The following is a 20,414-nucleotide window of genomic DNA, read 5'->3' on the forward strand; positions in this document are numbered from 1 at the left end:
ATACGATAATTATAGATGATAATAATTATCGTTTGCTTGAGCAATAATGCAAAGGTGTTTTTTTAACCGCGGTCAAATCACGGGCGAGCGGCGCCCGTGCCAGAAACCTATTACATCCAATCGGCGTTACGGATCACACCCACAGCCACGCCTTCAATGGTCAGTGATTGTGCGGTTAAATCCACCGAGATCGGCATAAATTCGTCATTTTCAGCGTGCAATACCACTTGCGCGCCTTTTTTCTCAAGACGCTTCACGGTCACATCGTCATCAACGCGTGCGACAACGACTTGGCCATTGTGCACATCTTGGGTCTTGTGTACCGCCAGTAGATCGCCATCTAGGATGCCGATGTCTTTCATGCTCATACCATTGACGCGTAATAAAAAGTCAGCGCGCGGTTTGAACAAGGCAGGGTCAACTTGGTAATGACTTTCGACATGCTCTTGCGCCAATATCGGCTCACCAGCCGCCACGCGACCAATCAGCGGCAAACCTTGATCTTCTGGGGCGACCACTTCTTCTTCGCAAATCAAACGAATGCCTCGTGACGCGCCGGGAATAATCTCCAGTACCCCTTTACGGGCTAAGGCTTTTAGATGCTCTTCCGCCGCGTTCGCGGAACGAAAACCCAACTGACGAGCAATCTCGGCACGGGTCGGCGGCATCCCTGTCTCTTCGATATGGGCTTTGATTAAATCAAAAACCTGCTGTTGTCTCGCGGTTAACGGCTTCATGCTCTTACCTGTCTTTTTATACAGTTAACTGTGAGTATATCCAGTAATTAAATGCTTGAAAAGGCCTAATTCGCGCAGCGAGAAGCGGATCTCATTGTGGCTTGAAACGGCGGGTTAGCGTAATTTCCCGACCTTTCGTTGCGAGTTCGCCATACTTTTCTGCTATCCTTGGCGCGCATTTTGATTTTGAGGCGCTAACCGTTATGGCTCTCTGGCAAAAACTCTATTATAAGCTATTGAATTTGCCGCTCTCTGCATGGGTAAAAACCCACTGTATTCCATCCGAACCAATTGAGCAGCTCAATCTATCGTTAACACGGCCCATCGTCTATGTGCTGCCGTTTCACTCCCACACGGATTTGCTAACCCTCAGGCGCACCTGTTTGCGTCAAGGGCTACCTGATCCGTTAAAGCCCCTTACCATCGGGGATACTACCTTGCCGCGCTACGTGTTTATTAGCCACGGCCGTAAGGTATTTAGTGGTCAGCAAGATTTACCGGCCCGCTCGTTGGCGCATTTTAAAGATTTACTTAACCTTCATCGCCAAGACAGTGAGCTAGATATTCAGCTCGTCCCCGCCTCGGTGCTGTGGCAACGGGACCCGGGCAACGAAACGCAGCGCGATCAAGCGATTTTGCGCGCCATGAATGGCCCTGAGAAACTGTGGACGATTCTGACCCGTGGCCGTGATGGCATGGTGCGTATCAGCCAAGCGGTATCGCTACGCTATATGGCCGACAAGCACGGCACCGACCAAGCGATCGCGCATAAACTCGCGCGGGTGGCGATGATCCACTTCTCGCGTCAAAAACTCGCTGCCTCGGGACCTCGCCTCCCGAATCGCGCCTTACTCTTTAAGCGTCTGCTGGCGTCGAAAGCGATCGACAAAGTGGTTCATGATGAAGCGCAAAGCCGCAATGTTTCGGTTGAGAAAGTGCGCAAAGAAGCGGTCGATATGATGGAAGAGATCGCCGCCAACTTCTCCTATCGCTTGATTCGCTATAGTGATCGCCTGCTGACTTGGTTGTGGAACAAGCTATACCAAGGCATCAATGTCAATAACGCCGAGCGCGTGCGTCAGTTGGCGCAAGACGGCCATGAAATTGTCTATGTGCCCTGCCACCGCTCACACATGGACTACTTATTGCTGTCGTATGTGCTGTATAAAGAAGGGCTGGTACCGCCGCATATTGCCGCCGGCGTAAACCTTAACTTCTTCCCGGCTGGGCCCTTATTCCGCCGTGGTGGCGCCTTCTTTATTCGTCGCAGCTTTAAAGGCAACCGCCTGTATTCCACCGTTTTCCGTGAATACCTGGCAGAGTTATTTGCCCGCGGCTATTCGGTCGAGTACTTCTCCGAGGGCGGCCGCTCACGCACAGGTCGCTTGCTACCGGCGAAAACGGGGATGCTTGCCATGACCTTGCAAGCCATGCTTCGCGGTCAACAACGCCCAATCACCTTGGTGCCCGTCTATATTGGCTACGAGCACGTAATGGAGGTCAGCACCTACGCCAAAGAGCTGCAAGGCCAACGCAAAGAGAAAGAAAGCTTTGGTCAAGTGGTAGGCATTGTGCGCAAGCTGCGTGACTACGGACTGGGGTACGTCAACTTTGGCGAGCCTATTCCACTGAACCAACACCTAAACGACAAGGTGCCGGACTGGCATGATTACATCAATCCGATCGAGCCGCAGAAACCCGCTTGGATGAACCCAGTGGTCAATGACTTGGCTGAAAAAGTGATGACTCGGATTAACGATGCGGCCGCCACTAATGCCCTGACCCTTTGTGCCACCGCGCTGCTGGCCTCGCGCCAGCGCGCCTTAAGCCGTGAAGCATTGGAGACCCAACTGGCGGTGTATCAACAGCTGCTTACACAAGCGCCGTATTCGGCCTGTTGCAGTGTGCCGCAAGACAGTCCCGCAGACTTAGTCGACCATGCGTTGTCACTGAATAAGTTTGTGGTCGAGAAAGACACCATGGGCGATGTGATCTCGCTAAACCGTCAGCAAGCGATTTTGATGACCTATTATCGCAACAACGTGATCCATTTGGTGGCGCTGCCTTCATTGATTGCGCAGATCCTGATCACCCACAAAACCATCAGCCAAAGTGGCTTACGCGCCTGCGTGCAGCAGCTGTATCCGCTGCTCAAAGCCGAGCTGTTTATGAGTTTTGACCAAGCCAGCTTAGATAGCTACTTTGATGCGCTATTGCATGCCATGCAGGCACAGTCGCTGATTTGTTGTAACGACGATAAAGTGACCATGAACAATGCCAAGCTGGGTGAGTTGCAATTGCTGGGGCGTACCATCGTCGAAACCTTGCAGCGCTATGCAATTACGTTGACCTTGTACACCCACCAGCCGCATATTGAAAAGCGTGAACTGGAAAAACACAGCCAAATGTTGGCACAGCGTTTAAGCCGCCTACACGGGATCAACGCGCCAGAGTTTTTTGATAAAGGCGTGTTCAGTACCTTTGTGGATACACTCCGTGAGCAAGGCTATCTCGATGATGATGCCAAAGCCAATGCTGAGCGCATCCAAGCACTGAATGATTTGGTATGCGGGCTGATTTCACCGGAAGTCCAGCTCACCATTCAGGCCGTGCTGAACCAGCCACTGACGGGCCGCGCAGAAAACACCGAGTCCGATAGCGGGCAATAAGCACCCGATATTGAGCACTAAAAAAGGCGCATGATGCGCCTTTTTTATGTGTCAGGGTCAGTGATTGCCTAGAGGTATACGCCGGCTAAGACGCCCATAAAAATCACCAAACCCACATAGTTATTGTTCATAAACGCCTGAAAGCAAGGCATTCTTTCTCGCTCACGCACTAAATACTGCTGGTAAACAAACAACACAAACGCGGCCAGCAAGCTCCAATGAAAACCTGCCGATAGGGACAGCCAATTCCCCACCAACATCAGCAGTAACAGTGTCGATAATTGCAAACCACCAATCGCCGCTTTGTCCCAACGGCCAAATAAAATGGCGGTCGATTTCACCCCGATCTTCAAATCATCATCTCGGTCGACCATGGCATAAAGGGTGTCGTAGGCAATGATCCAACAGTTATTTGCCATAAACAAAAGCCACGCAACGGGAGGAATGGTGTCTTGTACCGCGGCAAATCCCATCGGGATCCCCCAACTAAACGCCAGTCCCAATACCAATTGAGGAAGGTGGGTATAACGCTTCATAAAGGGATAGACAAACGCCAAGGCGACGCCGACAAAGGACAGTTGAATGGTCAACAGGTTTTGCGTTAATACCAGCGCAAACGAGGCGAGAACCAAGCCAAAAAAGAGCGCGAGCGCCTCTTTTTCGCTAATACGTCCAGACGGCAGTGGCCTGTCCTTGGTGCGTTTAACATGGCCATCAAAATGACGGTCCGCATAGTCATTAATCACGCATCCGGCGGCACGCATCATGTATACGCCCAATACAAAAACCGCCAACACATCGAAGGGAGGTAGACCGTCGGCAGCCAAAAATAAGGCCCACAAGGTTGGCCATAAAAATAATAAGGTCCCAATCGGGCGGTCAAGGCGGGCCAGTTGAGCCAGCGCCACTAACTTAGGGCTCATGCGGGGATCTCCTTTCCGTACATGGGCGAATCAGGTAAAAACAATTCCGCCACCAACATCGGACGGTTATGTAGCCAAAGCCGCGAGCGACGCGCCTGAAGGCCACCCGTTGGCATCGCTACTTCCGCCACTTCAATCGCATCACGGCGCGATGCGCGCTGTTTAAAGACATGCTGACCTAACGGCACGGCGCCTAGGGCGTTCAAGTAACCGCCTTGTCCTTCAAGCGTGGAAGCGGGCAACAGCGTGCGCCCACAAACCCATGCGTGGCCGTCTCCCTTTAAGATCACTTCACGCACCACGCACGCCTCGTGACCGATTAATGCCACTTCATCCGTGGTCAGTTTATCCGGCGTCAGTTGATATACGTTGACCACATCCACATCAAAGCGCTGACAGTGGCGCTTGAGTCGAGCCGTCATCGAATGCGATTCGAGTAACCAACTCCCATGTTGAGAGCGTTTTAACGCGGCGATATCTGGTCGTTCCCAGCGCGCTTGTTTCAGCGCCGCCAAATAGGTTTGATTTAAATCCGACATTGTTTCCTGTGCCACATCGCGCAAAATTCGCCCGCTTCATCCCCTCGGTGGCTTACAATATTGCTATACTCGGCTGGCAATTGTAGCAAGCCAGTCCCGATTGGAGAATGCAGGGCGGCCTAACCCTATCATATGAGCAACTGAATTGCTGGGTGGATATGAGAAAGATTCAAACCTTATGGATGGCCTTGGTCGGCCTATTATTACTGACCAGCTCGGCCGTGTTCGCTGAAGCAGAGGGTGATGGACAAGCGCCCAAATACAGCTACTTTTCCCTAGAGCCAGAGATCACCACCAACTATGTCACTGAGGGGAGCCGGCTCGGCTTTATCAATGTCAAAGTGGAGCTGATGGTCGATGACCCGAAACTGGTGCGTGAGCTGGAATACCATGCGCCGCTGATCCGTGATGCCATCATCGAGACCTTGAGTCAGCAAACCGTCACCAAGATAAAATCGCTATCCGGTCGAGAAGCAATCCGTAAAGCCTGCCTAGAGCGCGTCAATGAGCTCTTATTAGCAGAAACCAATCGACGCATTCTCGCCGATCTCTTGTTTACCAAGTACCTATACCAATAAGCGATCGTTATCCGCTACGCGGATAACGCATCTTGCTCAGCATCACTGGGCACCACTTCAAGGTGGCCACCTTGCGCTAACAACATATCGCGCACATTGCTCGGTGGCTCGGCATCGGTAAAGACCATATCGAGTTGGGTAATGTTGCCAAGATTCACCATGGCATTACGACCAAACTTGGTATGGTCGGCAGCCAGCATCACACAGCGGCTGTTATCTAGAATCGCTTTTTTGACACGTACCTCGTGGTAGTCAAAATCGAGCAGCGACCCATCATCATCAATGCCACTGATCCCCAAAATGCCGAAGTCGAGGCGGAACTGGGAGATAAAATCGAGGGTAGCTTCACCCACAATACCCCCGTCACGGTTGCGCACTTCGCCCCCTGCAATAATCAGGGTGAAATCCTGCTTGGGCATTAAGATAGCAGCGGCATTTAAGTTATTGGTCACCACCCGTAAGTTATGGTGATTGAGTAACGCGCGCGCGACCGCCTCCGGTGTGGTGCCGATATCAATAAACAAGGTTGCGCCATCCGGAATGTGCTTCACCAAAGCTTGAGCAATGGTGTCTTTTTCGTGCTGCTGTAAGACCTTACGCGTTGCATACGCGGTGTTTTCCGAACTCGACGGTACGGTCGCCCCACCGTGATGGCGGCGAATGTGGTTCTCTGCGGCCAATTCATTGAGATCGCGTCGAATCGTCTGCGGGCTGACATTGAAGCGCTCAACCAAGTCTTCCGTGCTCACGTATCCTTGTGACTTAACCAGATCAATGATTTGCTGATGACGTTTGTTTTGCTTCACTGCATCTCCCCTTACAAAAAGCCCCCGCGGTCACGGGGGCTTTCTAGTTTACTCATTGCCTATGGGCAATGCCAAGACTGATTGTTTAGGCAGCATGTGCCGGTGACTCACGACGCACTCGGCTCTCACCTACCCATGCTAAGCATAGGAAGAAAATCGCCAAGATACAGCCACCGGTAAGGAGCATAAAGCCACCGTCCCAACCAAAGTGATCCACGGTATAACCCAATGCAATATTGGCCACCACAGCACCACCGAGGTAACCGAATAGTCCGGTTAAACCTGCCGCCGTACCGGCCGCTTTTTTCGGTGCAAGCTCAAGCGCATATAAGCCGATCAGCATCACAGGACCATAAATCAAGAAGCCAATCGCCACCAGCGCGACCATATCGACGCCCGGATTGCCTGCAGGGTTAAACCAATAGACTAATACCGCCAAGGTGACTAAGACCATGAACAGCACACCCGCCGGCGCTCGTGCCCCTTTGAAGAACTTATCTGACATCCAACCACACAGCAGTGTGCCCGGAATCCCCGCCCACTCGTAGAGGAAGTAAGCCCATGAGGACTTATCGACGGTAAAGCCTTTGGCTTCATCCAGATACACAGGCGCCCAGTCCAATACGCCATAGCGAATCAAGTAGACAAAGGCGTTAGCAATCGCGATGTACCACAAAAGACGGTTTTTCAGTACATACGTCACGAAGATATCTTTGGCGGTCATTTCCTTCTCAAAGGCTTCTTCGTCGTAGTTTTCTGGATAGTCGTTTTTGTATTCTTCAATCGGTGGCAAACCACATGATTGCGGGGTATCGCGTAGGGTTAACCAGATGAATACCGCGACCAAGGCTGCAAAAAACGCCGGGACATAGAAAGAGGCACGCCAGTCGTCATTGAACAGCCACAGGCCAAGCAAGAATAGCGGACCAATCAAGCCTCCCCCCACGTTATGCGCCACGTTCCAAACAGATACCAGCTCACCACGCTCGCGGCGTGACCACCAGTGCACCATGGTACGCCCGCAAGCCGGCCAGCCCATGCCTTGCACCCAACCGTTAATAAACAGCAGGATAAACATGATGGTAATACTGCTGGTTGCCCACGGCATAAAGCCAAAGCAGAACATCACCAACGATGACATTAATAGGCCAGCACTTAAGAAGTAGCGAGGGTTAGAGCGGTCAGACACGCTGCCCATGAGGAACTTGGACAGACCGTAAGCGATCGAGACAGCAGCTAATGCAAAGCCAAGATCGCCTCGGCTAAAACCATATTCTTCAATAAGAAATGGCATTGCCAAGCTGAAGTTTTTACGCACTAGGTAGTAACCGGCATAACCGATGAAAATACCAATAAACAATTGCCAACGCAGTCGGGTGTAGGTTGAGCCGACTTGCGATTCTGGCAATCTTTGCCGGTGAGGTGCCGGACGAAAGATTCCAAACATGAGAGGGTTCCTCAGTAAGATGTACGCGATGGATAGGTAAAAGGGTTACAAATCAAAAGAGTGAGCATTGAAATATTCGAATACGCTCAACGGGTGGAATATTTACTCAAAATGAAAACAAAAACCGTGAATCCGAACATAAATTATCGATCTAGAACAATAAAAATGTGCGTTCGAATAAAAAAAGAGCAGTAATCTGCTCTTTTTCGTTTGCGTTTGTTTGACGGACAATGTTAGGCCGCGCGTTTGGCATCCCAAAGGCCGAGTAAGCAACCGACGCCTAAACCAAACACGTGCGCCATATTGGCGATATTCATACCCAGTGGTTGGAAGAACCCAATCACTAACCATGCCAACATAAACACGACATACGGTTTCTCAATGGTTAACCCGCGCTCGGGGGCGAGCCACGTTAACCACCATAAATAGCCTAAAAGCGCATAAACCACGCCGGATAAGCCGCCAAAATAAGGCCCTTCCAGCCAATATTGCCCCAGACCGGAAAAAAGGGCGGCAAAGAGGAAAATCTGCATCAGCTTGCTGCCACCAGCCCGTTGCTCGATACGTCCCCCAAGTACCCACCACCACAGCAAGTTAAAGACGATGTGTAACGCCGAGAAATGAAGCAAGGCGTGACTAAACAACCGCCACAATTGCCAGCGCTGCTCGCTGTCAGCGGGAAACAGCAAGCTGCGCACGACGACCTCAAACCCGCCCAAGATCATCATGGCAAACAAGGCGGCACACGCGATCATCACGGTAATCGTCACTGGTCCAGATTTGTCTTTCACCGTTTGCCATAACCCTGCGGAGGGATAATGAAACCGAGCGTGACGGGTTTCCGCTACCTGCCAAGACGCAGCTTGATAGCGGCTATGCATAGGCTCCGCCACAAAACGGGCCAGTTCTTGTTCAACCCAGGCGGCTTGGCTGTCATCGACCAGCCATAACGCCACTTGGGCATCCGCTTCCGGAGCCAGTTCAATCGCCACCTTATGCGCTGCTGCATAATCGACAAATGCCTGCGCCAGCCGAGCGTTAGGCAGTACCGCCATTTTTTGCATAGAGGCTCCTTGCGCCTATTCCAGTCCTGACTCAGTCGGCAGGGCCTGACGATGCCAAGCCTCAAAGCCACCATCGACACTGTAGACAGACTCGAACCCTTGGTTAATTAAATACTGTGCCGCCCCTTGGCTGCTAATGCCGTGGTAGCACATCACCAGTACGGGTTGATCAAAGTCGACCTGATCCATAAAGGCGACCAAGGTGTCGTTGGTTAAGTGAAAGGCACCTTGAGAGTGCGCCACTTGAAAGGTTTGTGGATCGCGAATATCCACTAATACTGCATTTTGCTGATCATCACGCAGCATTTCCCACGCATCGGTCACAGAGATATGAGCAAACTGATCCATACCTAATTCCACTCCACTCACAGAGTTATTCCCAAAGTTATGTAGCACGATGCTATCGCGCCGCTCGTTATAAGCGGCATTGTACCTGAGTTTAGGCCGCCTCGCTTGTTAGACAGGTTAGGTCATGGTTATTTATTGATCATCTGTGGAAAAAGGTGTGGATTGCGTTGATAAGCGAAGATCGTCGAAGAGGATCCACTAGATATAGATCTGATCATGGATAAGCTGTGAATAAGTTTCGTGAAACTATCCAACTCTGATGATCAACAGATATAAAAAAACCGGCCCGCAGGCCGGTTTATTCGCATGGATAGCGCTATAGAGCGTCACCCATGGCGTGTTTCAATTTCTTCATCGCATTTTTTTCAAGCTGGCGAATCCGCTCAGCCGACACTTGGTAATGATCCGCCAAGTCTTGCAACGTGGCCTTGTCATCATCCAACCAACGTGCGCGAACAATGTGTTGGCTTCGTTCATCCAATGCAGCCAGTGCATGGGCAAGACGACGGTTCGCGTGCGATTCCCAGTTTTCCGCCTCTAGCGAGGCCGCAACGTCAGAGCTCTTGTCTTCTAAATAGTAGACTGGAGCCATGGCGGCGCCATCACGCTCATCATCGGCGTTTGCTGGGGCTTCGAAGGTCGCATCTTGCGCGGCGAGACGTGCTTCCATCTCGCGGACTTCTGCAGCATCTACACCAAGTTGCTCCGCCACCATGTTCACTTCATCGTTGTTAAACCACCCCAAGCGCTTTTTGTTTTTGCGAAGGTTAAAGAACAGCTTACGCTGTGCTTTGGTGGTTGCCACTTTAACGATACGCCAGTTACGCAGCACGTACTCGTGAATTTCGGCTTTGATCCAGTGCACCGCAAAGGAGACAAGGCGAACGCCGACTTCTGGGTTAAAGCGTTTGACCGCTTTCATCAAGCCGATGTTACCCTCTTGCACTAAATCTGCCATGGGTAAGCCGTATCCGGTGTATCCACGGGCGATATGAACAACAAAACGCAAGTGTGAGAGGATCAGCGATTTCGCTGCCTCAAGATCACCATGGTAATGGAGACGCTCGGCCAACGCATGCTCCTCTTCGGCAGTGAGCATGGGGTGGCTATTCACCGCCTGCAGGTAACTGTCTAAGTTATCCTGTGCGATGGGGGCCAGTGCGTACATCTCTTTTGTCATTCAAACCTCGTTTCCGAATCGTCGAAGACCGAATTGCTGATTAAGCATGCAAAAATATACCCAAGCGGGGTAAAACTGCAAGCCCTGTTGTGTGTCTCGTGCTCTATGACCGCAATAAGTCTACACAGGTTCAATTTCTTTTAGATGACGACGTGTCGCCAACACCGCGGCCAACACCCCTAATAAGGTGGACACCATCAACAATAGCAAAGATTCATCCCAACCAAGTCCGGTGAGCGTAAAGCGATTGTCATAAAGCTGTGCCAATTGACTAACCGCCGCATCCATTAAAAACGTATTTAATGCGGTAATCACCCATGCCAACACCGCCGCCAATCCGCCTAACCAAGCGCCCATGTAGAGATAGGGACGCAAAATAAAGCTGTCGGTTGCCCCCACCATCTTCATCACTTGAATACGGGATTGATGATGGAGCACCTGTAACCTCAGGGTATTGCCGACCACTAGCAGCACCGCTGCCAGCATCAGCCCCGAGAACAACCAAGCCAAGGTGATAGCGATGTGCTTGATCGCTTCCAGTCTGGCTAGCCAATCGCTGTCGAGACGTACCTCTTCGACACCATCCAATGCAGTGAGCTTCGCCGATAACCCTTGCGCCACTTGGCTGAGCGCAACCTGTGTTCCGCTGTCAGAGGCAGACACATCGACGCGCGGCACGACCACTAACACCGCCGGAAGTGGGTTGTTGTCGAGCAAGCTAACGGCCTGCTCAAAGCCACGTTGGACACGCAAAGTATCGAGCCCTTGTGAGGGCGAAATATAGGTCACACTGGCCACATCAGACCAACCGCGAATATCGCTAGCAAGGGCTTGCGATTGTGCCTCGGTCTGCGCTTTATCAAGATAGACACTCAACTCCGCTGGGTTGTGCCATTGGTCGGTCACTGCCAAGACGTTTTTAGCCAGTAAGTAGAAAGTGACTGGCAAAGACAGGGCCACGGCCAGTACCGTCAAGGTGAGCAAATTCCCGACAGGGCGTTGAAAGAGATCTTGCCATGCCGCACGTGCGTGTCGGCGCTGGGTTTGTACAAAGCCTTCAGCCATGACGTACCTCCGCCAAGCTGCCTTGATTGAGTTCAAAACGACGCAAATGGCGATATTGTTCAAGCAAGGACGTATCATGGGTGGCCATTAGAATGGTAACGCCCACTTGGTTGAACAAGCGAAAGAGCTCCATGATTTGCGCCGATAATGCAGCATCCAAATTACCGGTTGGCTCATCGGCCAGCAGCACTTGGGGACGATTCACCACCGCACGGGCAATTCCAACACGTTGCTGTTCACCCCCTGACAACTGAATAGGATAACAACGCGCTTTATCCAGTAAGCCGACTTTATCCAGCGCCGCCGAAACCCGCTTTTTGATCTCGTTGTCTGACTGTTGCTCAATACGCAAAGGGAGCGCGACGTTTTCATACACAGTCGCGTCCATCAATAGCTTGTGATCTTGAAAGATGATCCCTAAATGACGGCGCAAAAAGGGAACATCTTGACGAGGGATCCGAGAAATATCATGACCATTGAAAAAAATCTGCCCATCACTGGGCCGCTCAATGGCACAAATCAGCTTCAGCAAGGTGCTCTTTCCCGCGCCAGAGTGGCCGGTAAGCAGCGCCATATCGCCCTTAGGCAAGTCGAAATTCACTTTTTGCAGTGCTTGGCGGCCGCCTCGATAGGCTTTACTGACCTGCTGAAACTGGATCACGGTTACTCCTCCCGGCTAAATAAGGCCTCGATAAAGTCATTGGCATTGAAGGTGCGAAGATCCTCAATGCCTTCGCCTACCCCAATATAGCGGATGGGAATATTAAATTGTTCAGCCACGGCAAAAATGACGCCACCTTTGGCGGTCCCGTCCAATTTTGTGAGGGTAATACCGGTTAGCGGCGCAATGTCATTAAACAGTTTCGCTTGGCTGATCGCGTTTTGTCCGGTGCCAGCATCAAGGGTCAGCATCACTTCATGCGGCGCGCCAACATCCAGTTTTTGCATTACACGCACAATTTTACGTAGCTCTTCCATCAAGTTGGCTTTGTTTTGCAAGCGTCCCGCGGTGTCGGCAATTACCACATCCACATTACGGGCTTTCGCCGCCTCAATCGCATCATAAAGCACAGAGGCACTGTCAGCGCCGGTGTGCTGGGCAATCACAGGTACGTGATTACGCTCGCCCCAAGCCTGAAGTTGCTCGACAGCGGCGGCTCGGAAGGTGTCACCAGCAGCTAGCATCACCGATTTGCCTTGGTCTTGGAATTGACGCGCCATCTTGCCGATGGTGGTGGTTTTGCCCACCCCGTTCACGCCAACCATTAAGATCACATAGGGCTTTTGATCGCTAATCACCAGCGGCTGTTCGACTTTTTCCAGCATCTGCGCCATTTCTTGTTTGAGAATGCCATACAAGGCTTCCCCATCTTTCAGATCGCGACGGCTAGCTTTATCGGTCAGGTTATCAATGATTTTGGTGGTTGCTTCCATGCCCACATCGGCAATCAGCAACTGTTCTTCAAGCTCTTCGAACAGTTCATCATCGATCTTTTTGCCACTAAATAGGCCAAAGAACCCAGACCCTAAGTTGGTCTTGGTTTTTTGTAAGCCACGTTTTAGGCGGGCAAAAAAGCCTTCGCGCTGCGGTCTTTCCCGCTCGCGAACCGCAGCAAATTGTGAGTCTGGCTCTGGCTCTGGCTCTGGCTCTGGCTCTGGCTCTGGCTCTGGCTCTGGCTCTGGCTCTGGCTCTGGCTCTGGCTCTGGCTCTGGCTCTGGCTCTGGCTCTGGCTCTGGCTCTGGCTCTGGCTCTGGCTCTGGCTCTGGCTCTGGCTCTGGCTCTGGCTCTGGCTCTGGCTCTGGCTCTGGCTCTGGCTCTGGCTCTGGCTCTGGCTCTGGCTCTGGCTCTGGCTCTGGCTCTGGCTCTGGCTCTGGCTCTGGCTCTGGCTCTGGCTCTGGCTCTGGCTCTGGCTCTGGCTCTGGCTCTGGCTCTGGCTCTGGCTCTGGCTCTGGCTCTGGCTCTGGCTCTGGCTCTGGCTCTGGCTCTGGCTCTGGCTCTGGCTCTGGCTCTGGCTCTGGCTCTGGCTCTGGCTCTGGCTCTGGCTCTGGCTCTGGCTCTGGCTCTGGCTCTGGCTCTGGCTCTGGCTCTGGCTCTGGCTCTGGCTCTGGCTCTGGCTCTGGCTCTGGCTCTGGCTCTGGCTCTGGCTCTGGCTCTGGCTCTGGCTCTGGCTCTGGCTCTGGCTCTGGCTCTGGCTCTGGCTCTGGCTCTGGCTCTGGCACGGTATGCGTGTCGCTTTCTACCTCAGGCGCAAGGCTTTCTTGTTCATTTTGTGATGCAGCCTGTTCATTGAGGCTATCAACCGATGTGGCTGACTCCACCGCGTCTTCCGCCACGTCTGACGGCTGAGTATGCGATTCTTGTTCTGGTTCTGGCTGTTCTTTTTTGCGGCCGAAACCCAGCCACGACATTAATCCACGTTTCTTTTTTTCTGCCATTGGCAAATCCTAAAGCATGCTTGGTACAATCAGCGGCACATTACCGAATCGGCATAGTCTATCACCTTCTTTACGGTCAAAAAATCTATGGTTAAACGCGCCTCCCGGAAACCTTCATCTGCTTCGCCATCACGTGCGGCAGGTACTGTGAGAATTATTGCTGGCCGCTGGCGTGGCCGTAAGTTGGCAGTACAGGATGCGCAAGGCCTGCGCCCCACCACAGACAGAGTCAAAGAAACGGTGTTTAACTGGTTAGCCCCCTATCTGCCTGGTGCCCGCTGCTTGGATGTTTTTGCCGGTAGCGGCGGGTTGGGGTTTGAAGCTCTCTCACGCGGTGCTGCATGGGTCACATTTTGCGAAATGAATCCTCAAGCGGCCAAACAGCTGAGCACCAACCTCACCCAGTTACAGGCAGCACAGGCGAATGTGGTACAAGGCGACGCCTTAGCCAAATTGCGCGCAGGCCATCAGGGTGAACCGTTTGATATCGTCTTTGTTGATCCTCCCTTTCGAGAAGGATTACTGGCAGACACCCTGAATGCGCTAGAATCGCAAGGTTGGCTGTCACCCGATGCCTGTATTTATGTCGAAGCCGAGAATGAACTCAGCACACACGATGCACCGGCGAATTGGCGGTTGCACCGAGATAAATCCGCGGGCCAAGTCAATTATCGACTGTATTTTAGAGAGGATGCATGAAAGCACTGATTATTCTGGCTAAAGCCGCCATCGCCTTTGTCTGGTTGGTATTGATTGCCAATATGTTTCACCCCTTCCCGGGCGTGGCCGCGATGGCGCTGTATATTATGACTGGCTTTTTATTGGTGATGCATGGACTGCAGATGCTGATCTTCTTAGGCGCGTTTGGCGATAAAATTGCGATGACGCGTTGGGAGAAGTGGTCCATTTTGATTTTTGGTATTTTCGCGCTGCTCGATATTCGTCGAAAATATATGGTCTGAGCTAGTCATCACGGTTGTGCTGGCATTGCCAGCACAACTCAAAACTGCCCGCATTATCCTCACCACAATAACCGCACACCCAGCGCGTCTGACTTTGTGCTTCGTACTCTTGGAGTAACACGCGCGCTTGATAGGTATGCTCTGGTGCCACCCAAAGCGTGACACCTTGTACGTCGGTCGGCAGCTCACCGACTGCAGCGCTTAAGGCCTCACCTTTTAGCAAACACGGGATATTATGGCTCGCCAGCAACCCCTTCAGGCTGTGTGCTTCAAGTGTATTACTGGCTTGATAGACCTTTTCCACCCCGTCGCCTCACGATGCGTAAATCACTGACGCGGTGATCAGGGCTTGAGCCATAAAGTAGGTCGTCATCACCACTGCCTGAGAAGCACGAAATTCACCTTTAAAGCGTGAGAACGCCAACACCGTATCTGAGATCATAAACAAAATGGCCCCGCCAAATGCCAATGCTGCGGGCGTCGAGTGGGTATTGAGCCAATACTCGCCGGCCGCCCAAGCCATTTGTACGATCACGGCAATATAAACAGCCACTGGCAACGCTAACTTACCGAGGCTGGGCAGCAATAACAAAAAGACAATGATCCCGAGCCCGGATAGCAAGGACGGCAACCACCACACAATATGGCCATCAAACTGATACCAGAACGCGACGGTATAGACGATATGGGCAAACAAAAAGCTGGTGAGCCCCTGCACAAACCGATCTTTGGGCAGCATTAAGAAGATGTCACCGACCAGCGAAAGCAGCAGTGCCGAGAGCACGAGCTGAGCGTAAGTCGACTCGGTAATCTGGGTACTGCCAATCAGTACCAGCAGCACTATAGTGAGCGGCTTAAACAGATAAAACTGCCAGCGAGGACCACGGTAGGCTGCGGAGATATGTAGCAGTCCAGAACAACAGACAGCGAACCAGCTCCACATGATTATCATTCCTTTCACGACAAGGACGCCAAGTCTATGCCGCGTTGGGCAGATGTCCAGCTACCCTTGGTGAGAACAAGATCCAGTTAGAAAAAATGATGGTAAGAGAAGGCAACGCCATTCGCCTTTGGTGTTAGCCACTCCACTGAGGCCATACTTGTGCATAAAACCAAAGCGCGCCGGCGGTAAAGAGAAAAATAAGACCGGCTGCCAGCCGCCAAATCAAACGATGACTGCGCGGGACCAGCTCCGCTTCACACGCTTTGCACACGGACACGAATTGGCGTAAGTCGTCCACTTCAAAGCCTTCTTCATGTACCACTTTGTTGCGGATCGTCGCCACAAAACGCAGCTTGCCGATCACATCATTGGGCAAACGTTTTTGGCAGCTATCGATAAGCTGATGCAAGCCTTTTCCATCCGCGTGGTAATGCTGACGCAGCAGGCTTTCTAAACGCCGACTGTGTTTGATCACCACTGCTACTTCATCCATGGTTTCTCCCTTCGCTGGTCACTCACCAGTTTATACAGTATGGCGGTTTTTGTGTCGATTGGATGGCGGGTCTATCACGATTGCGATCTTGACCAACAGATTAACCCTACACGTCTGACCGCTTGGCCGCCCATCAAGGAACCAGCCAAGCAGTGCCTCGGTGGCGCTGCAGCCACGCCGTGACTAAGGCGGCGCCACTGAAGGCATACAAAGTGAGCACTGGGATCCACCACCACGCTGGCGATAACGTGGGCCAATAAGCACGTATTGGCCACAAAAATAGCGGATGGAGAAGGTAAATGCCCAAGCTATAACGACTCAGTTTCGCGAGCCATGCCGGGCTTGCCCGCCCCGCCATCAACGCACGCACAGCCAGAAACACTGCGGCGCTGATTAAAACGGTATTCACCGTGGTGTATGACAGCCAACCTTGGGTGATATAGCGTTGATGGGCAAGGCTGGTCGCTAAAACCTGATACATGGTTGCACCCAGTGCCGCCACGCCCAAGCCCCACCACAACACCCGAGCACGCGGGTACTGGTGCAACCAAAAACCTAGCCATAAATAGCCACCATACAAGATGAAGTCGTTGCGCCACCAGCCTTGTCCTCCGGCTAAATACCAAGCCGTCACGCCAATCCACAGTAAGCCGACCAGTGCGACGGCGACAGATGGCAAACGGGCTAATACCGGCCGTAACACCGGCACCCAAAGCAGCAAGGGAATGTAGTAATAGAAAAAGCCCAAGTGGTAATAGGTTTCATGCCATGGCGCCTCTTGTAGAGTCGAGAGCGTGGTCGCCAGTGAAAAGCCTTGCGCTGAAAGCCCCGCAATCACCGCAAACACGCCAGACCACACCACAAAAGGCACCACAACTTTCATCACCCGCCGACGCAAAAAGTGTGACCAGTTAAAGGGTTTACTCGCCGACAACAGCAGCAAGCCCGAGATCATGATAAACACCGGTACTGCCCAGCGGCTGGCGGTATTGAGTCCTACCGCCACCAGCCAATCACTGTCTGGAATTTGACCCAGCTCCATACGATAGGGGCCCAATACATGAATAGCCACCACAAACAGGGCGGCGAGCACACGTAATCCATCGAGATAGTCGATATGCCCTTGGGAAGAATCATCCTGCATTTGTTAACACCTTTTTACGCTTTAGGCTGTCAGACGCTCCCAACATATTACGCGAACTTACGGTGAGATAACCGACAAATGCGCAAAGATACAGTCAAATATGTCAGTTTTTATCCATAAAACCAGTACGCGGATCGGGTTATTGAGTTAAAAATTAGTGTTTAATCTTGCAATATAGTTAAAAAAACAATTAACATCCGGCCTCCTTTTCCCAGAGACGGGAAAATGCAGTTCAACCAAGGAGACGATGACATGCACTCAAGTACCACTGAGCAACAAGGTGGGCCGCACAAGCGCACGCTGTTTACGCGCTTTCTCGATACCGTCGAATGGCTCGGCAACTTGCTTCCTCACCCAGTGACACTGTTCGCAATCTTCTGTGTCGCGATTCTACTCGCGTCCGGTATTGCCGGTTACTTTGATCTTGCCGTCGCCGACCCTCGCCCTGAGGGCGCGAAAGGACGTGCCGCTGATGGCATGATTTATGTGCAAAGCCTACTAAACGCCGAAGGCTTGCAAATGATAGTCACCAACTTGGTGAAAAACTTTACTGGCTTTGCCCCACTCGGCACCGTGCTGGTCGCCATGCTGGGTGTATCGGTCGCAGAGCATTCGGGACTATTGTCAGCCTCGATGCGCGGGCTGGTAATGGGGGCATCGCGCCGTACCGTGACCTTTACCATCGTGTTTGCCGGTATCGTATCGAATACTGCTTCAGAGTTGGGTTATGTCGTTCTGATCCCACTTGCGGCGATGATCTTCCACTCATTAGGTCGTCATCCATTGGCTGGCCTTGCCGCCGCGTTTGCAGGCGTATCCGGCGGTTACTCGGCGAATTTATTGTTAGGCACGGTCGACCCTTTGCTGTCTGGGATCACCGAGTCGGCAGCACAAATGATTGACCCAGACTACAGTGTCGGCCCAGAGATGAACTGGTACTTCATGTTTGTCTCCACCTTCTTTATCGCCTTTGTCGGCGCGTGGATCACCGATAAAATTGTCGAGCCCAAGTTAGGGGCATATGACCACAACCAAGCCTCGGAAGATGTCACCGCTGCCTCTGCCAGCAAACTGAGTGAGGACGAGAAGCGCGGTCTTCGTAATGCCGGCATTTCGATGTTGATTGTCAGTGGTATCTTGGCGCTGACCATCGTCCCAGAGTGGGGACCACTTCGTCATCCAGAAACCGGTGAAGTGGCAGGGTCGCCGTTTTTGAAAGGCATTGTCGCCTTTATTATGGTGTTCTTTGCCGTCCCAGGTATCGTGTTTGGTCGCACCGTCGGCACCATCAATAACGATCGCGACGTAATTGATTCAATGTCTAAGTCGATGAGCGCCATGGGCATGTATATCGTATTGGTGTTTTTCGCCGCCCAATTTGTCGCCTTCTTTAAATGGACCAACTTTGGCCAAGTGATTGCGGTCGGCGGCGCTGACTTTTTACAGACCATCGGTTTAACCGGGCCAGCATTATTCTTTGCCTTCATCTTGATGTGTGGCCTGATTAACCTCTCGCTCGGCTCAGCGTCCGCGCAATGGGCTATCACCGCACCGATTTTTGTGCCTATGTTGATGCTGGTGGGGTATGCCCCAGAAACCATTCAGGCGGCGTATCGGATTGGCGACTCCGTCACCAACATTATTACGCCGATGATGAGCTACTTTGGCCTGATTCTGGCGGTCGCCTCCCGTTATGTGAAAAACCTCGGTATGGGCACCTTGATTGCAACCATGCTGCCCTACTCGATGATCTTTATGGTGGGATGGAGCATCTTGTTCTACGTCTGGGTCTTTGTGCTAGGTTTGCCTGTCGGCCCCGGCGCAGAAACGTATTACAACTTCAATCAGTAATTCCCCCAGTAGGATGATTTCGGCAAGCATGCAGTCATGCTTGCCTTTTTCTTTTCATTATCCCGTCATTTTCATCCCCACCCGAAGGCGGTTATAGTAGCTTTATCACAGCGATGGTAAGCAATGACAATGACAACCCCAGCTCATGCCGATAAACCGGCGGCCTTTGACCCTGACGCAATGGCGCGGGAAGCCCAATTTACCGATGCCTTTAAAGACGCCATTACCCCCTTTTGGCAACAGCGCGAACAAGGCACATTTCATGGCGAAGGCGGCCTGAGACTGCATTGGTGCAGTTTTACTCATCCAAAACACACCAAAGCGGTGGTGGTGATTAATGGCCGGATTGAAAGCGTGATGAAATACCAAGAGATCTTCTACGATCTCTTTCAGATGGGCTATGACGTCTACAGCTTTGACCACCGCGGCCAAGGCTTGTCTCAACGCTTGGTCTTAAAACCACGCGATCTGGGCCATGTCGAACGCTTTGATGATTATGTCGCGGATGTGGCGACCTTTATGCAACAAGTCCGCGCCCACCGTCATTATGATGATTGGTTTATGCTCGGCCATTCAATGGGCGGGGCAATTGCCACCTTATACGCCCACCAGTATCCGGGGGCTGTGCAGGCTATCGCGCTGACGGCCCCCATGTTTGGTGTGCAAGTGAGCCCTTGGCTTGGACGTATCGCACCTTGGTTATGTCGCTCCTTAGCGCGCTATCAACATCCTCCACGCTTTGGACCCGGCCAAGTCGGCTATCGCCACGTACCCTTTGAGCAAAATCGTCTCACGCATTCTCGTGCCCGTTATGCGTGGTTTCGCCAGCTTTATATCAACCAACCACAGCTGCAAATTGGTGGGCCCAGCGCGCGTTGGATAGCGGAAGGATTAGCCGCGGGGACGCGCTGTCTGGCCCTTGCTCCCTCGCTGACCACCCCGACGTTTATCTGCCAAGCGGGCGAAGAATTGATCGTTTCTAATCCAGCGATGTCACAATTTCACGCCGTGCGTAAACAAGCCGGTCAATCCAGCCAATGGCGAACGTTCGACGGTGCTCGGCATGAAATTTTATTCGAAACGGATAATCACAGAGTCACAGCACTGCGTGAGATTGATGCCTTTTTCTCGCGCTATGTTGGCGAGTAAAAGCGGAAAAAAGACAGTGATACTGTTCCCTTTTTAACCCCAATAAGTTGCAGTAGACTCAGAGCATACTGTGATTATGA

20 protein-coding genes and 1 pseudogene are annotated in these 20,414 nt (G+C 52.2%); 6 read left to right on the forward strand and 15 right to left on the reverse strand.

Features of this window, described 5'->3' with window-relative positions; genetic code table 11:
- Nucleotides 1–110: 110 nt before the first annotated feature.
- Entirely contained in the window at nt 111–737 is a 627-nt protein-coding gene (gene lexA / locus E8E00_RS13170) for a transcriptional repressor LexA (RefSeq protein ID WP_069589035.1), read from the reverse strand.
- A 203-nt stretch (nt 738–940) separates the two neighbouring features.
- Between lexA and plsB the strand changes: the two genes are divergently transcribed.
- Entirely contained in the window at nt 941–3,406 is a 2,466-nt protein-coding gene (gene plsB, locus E8E00_RS13175; protein ID WP_077674518.1) for a glycerol-3-phosphate 1-O-acyltransferase PlsB, read from the forward strand.
- Nucleotides 3,407–3,474: 68 nt separating this feature from the next.
- Here plsB and ubiA read toward each other — a convergent pair whose 3' ends face one another.
- Together ubiA and E8E00_RS13185 are read right to left on the reverse strand one after the other, a co-directional pair.
- Nucleotides 3,475–4,329 (reverse strand): 4-hydroxybenzoate octaprenyltransferase, encoded by an 855-nt coding sequence (ubiA, locus tag E8E00_RS13180; protein ID WP_077674517.1) that lies wholly within the window; start codon nt 4,327–4,329, stop codon nt 3,475–3,477.
- A complete protein-coding gene (locus E8E00_RS13185) occupies nt 4,326–4,868 on the reverse strand; it encodes a chorismate lyase (protein WP_077455005.1) in 543 nt (180 codons plus the stop codon). The genes ubiA and E8E00_RS13185 overlap by 4 nt, the downstream gene beginning before the upstream one ends.
- Nucleotides 4,869–5,026: 158 nt before the next feature.
- On the opposite strand from E8E00_RS13185, the gene E8E00_RS13190 reads away from it, so the two are divergent.
- On the forward strand, nt 5,027–5,446 hold the full coding sequence (locus E8E00_RS13190) for a flagellar basal body-associated protein FliL (protein ID WP_069589058.1): 420 nt from the start codon (nt 5,027–5,029) through the stop codon (nt 5,444–5,446).
- Between the two features lie 14 nt (nt 5,447–5,460).
- Here E8E00_RS13190 and E8E00_RS13195 read toward each other — a convergent pair whose 3' ends face one another.
- The 8 genes and pseudogenes from E8E00_RS13195 to ftsY form a co-directional block, all read right to left on the reverse strand.
- On the reverse strand, nt 5,461–6,252 hold the full coding sequence (locus E8E00_RS13195) for a DeoR/GlpR family transcriptional regulator (RefSeq protein WP_077480948.1): 792 nt from the start codon (nt 6,250–6,252) through the stop codon (nt 5,461–5,463).
- An 85-nt stretch (nt 6,253–6,337) separates the two neighbouring features.
- Nucleotides 6,338–7,699, reverse strand: coding sequence for a glycerol-3-phosphate transporter (glpT, locus tag E8E00_RS13200; RefSeq protein ID WP_077639818.1), 1,362 nt, complete (start codon nt 7,697–7,699; stop codon nt 6,338–6,340).
- A gap of 233 nt (nt 7,700–7,932) precedes the next feature.
- Nucleotides 7,933–8,763, reverse strand: a complete 831-nt coding sequence (glpG, locus tag E8E00_RS13205) for a rhomboid family intramembrane serine protease GlpG (RefSeq protein WP_077639817.1) — start codon at nt 8,761–8,763, stop codon at nt 7,933–7,935.
- A 15-nt stretch (nt 8,764–8,778) separates the two neighbouring features.
- The gene (gene glpE, locus E8E00_RS13210) at nt 8,779–9,111 is read right to left on the reverse strand and encodes a thiosulfate sulfurtransferase GlpE (RefSeq protein WP_069589045.1); all 333 of its coding nucleotides are present in this window, start codon (nt 9,109–9,111) and stop codon (nt 8,779–8,781) included.
- Nucleotides 9,112–9,427: 316 nt separating this feature from the next.
- Complete coding sequence (gene rpoH / locus E8E00_RS13215; protein WP_069589047.1) at nt 9,428–10,291, reverse strand: RNA polymerase sigma factor RpoH; 864 nt, start codon at nt 10,289–10,291, stop codon at nt 9,428–9,430.
- 120 nt (nt 10,292–10,411) lie between these two features.
- Nucleotides 10,412–11,434 carry a permease-like cell division protein FtsX gene (gene ftsX, locus E8E00_RS13220; protein WP_371414195.1) on the reverse strand — a complete coding sequence of 341 codons (1,023 nt, stop codon included), beginning with the start codon at nt 11,432–11,434 and terminating at the stop codon, nt 10,412–10,414.
- Nucleotides 11,349–12,017, reverse strand: coding sequence for a cell division ATP-binding protein FtsE (gene ftsE, locus E8E00_RS13225; RefSeq protein ID WP_069589049.1), 669 nt, complete (start codon nt 12,015–12,017; stop codon nt 11,349–11,351). Before ftsE ends, ftsX begins: the two co-directional genes overlap by 86 nt.
- A 2-nt stretch (nt 12,018–12,019) precedes the next feature.
- Nucleotides 12,020–13,042 (reverse strand): annotated as a pseudogene (gene ftsY, locus E8E00_RS17355) (signal recognition particle-docking protein FtsY); the annotation flags it as partial.
- 837 nt (nt 13,043–13,879) lie between these two features.
- On the opposite strand from ftsY, the gene rsmD reads away from it, so the two are divergent.
- A complete protein-coding gene (gene rsmD / locus E8E00_RS13235; RefSeq protein ID WP_077481782.1) occupies nt 13,880–14,491 on the forward strand; it encodes a 16S rRNA (guanine(966)-N(2))-methyltransferase RsmD in 612 nt (203 codons plus the stop codon).
- Complete coding sequence (locus E8E00_RS13240) at nt 14,488–14,754, forward strand: DUF1145 domain-containing protein (RefSeq protein WP_069590257.1); 267 nt, start codon at nt 14,488–14,490, stop codon at nt 14,752–14,754. The genes rsmD and E8E00_RS13240 overlap by 4 nt, the downstream gene beginning before the upstream one ends.
- Nucleotide 14,755: 1 nt before the next feature.
- Here E8E00_RS13240 and E8E00_RS13245 read toward each other — a convergent pair whose 3' ends face one another.
- The 4 genes from E8E00_RS13245 to E8E00_RS13260 all read right to left on the reverse strand — a co-directional run bounded on the left by E8E00_RS13245 (nt 14,756) and on the right by E8E00_RS13260 (nt 17,334).
- Nucleotides 14,756–15,058 carry a DUF2007 domain-containing protein gene (locus tag E8E00_RS13245; protein WP_096630427.1) on the reverse strand — a complete coding sequence of 101 codons (303 nt, stop codon included), beginning with the start codon at nt 15,056–15,058 and terminating at the stop codon, nt 14,756–14,758.
- Between the two features lie 9 nt (nt 15,059–15,067).
- Entirely contained in the window at nt 15,068–15,697 is a 630-nt protein-coding gene (locus E8E00_RS13250) for a lysoplasmalogenase (RefSeq protein WP_077454998.1), read from the reverse strand.
- Nucleotides 15,698–15,830: 133 nt separating this feature from the next.
- Nucleotides 15,831–16,190: a DUF4145 domain-containing protein gene (locus E8E00_RS13255; RefSeq protein WP_069590252.1), complete on the reverse strand. Its 360-nt coding sequence runs from the start codon at nt 16,188–16,190 to the stop codon at nt 15,831–15,833.
- A gap of 133 nt (nt 16,191–16,323) precedes the next feature.
- Entirely contained in the window at nt 16,324–17,334 is a 1,011-nt protein-coding gene (locus E8E00_RS13260) for an acyltransferase (protein ID WP_096630425.1), read from the reverse strand.
- 252 nt (nt 17,335–17,586) lie between these two features.
- On the opposite strand from E8E00_RS13260, the gene E8E00_RS13265 reads away from it, so the two are divergent.
- Both E8E00_RS13265 and E8E00_RS13270 read left to right on the forward strand, forming a co-directional pair.
- Nucleotides 17,587–19,185, forward strand: a complete 1,599-nt coding sequence (locus E8E00_RS13265; protein WP_096630422.1) for an AbgT family transporter — start codon at nt 17,587–17,589, stop codon at nt 19,183–19,185.
- Between the two features lie 129 nt (nt 19,186–19,314).
- Nucleotides 19,315–20,334, forward strand: coding sequence for an alpha/beta fold hydrolase (locus E8E00_RS13270; RefSeq protein WP_157891153.1), 1,020 nt, complete (start codon nt 19,315–19,317; stop codon nt 20,332–20,334).
- Nucleotides 20,335–20,414 lie beyond the last annotated feature (80 nt).

The organism is Salinivibrio sp. YCSC6, from assembly GCF_004916735.1.
Classification (GTDB): domain Bacteria; phylum Pseudomonadota; class Gammaproteobacteria; order Enterobacterales; family Vibrionaceae; genus Salinivibrio; species Salinivibrio proteolyticus.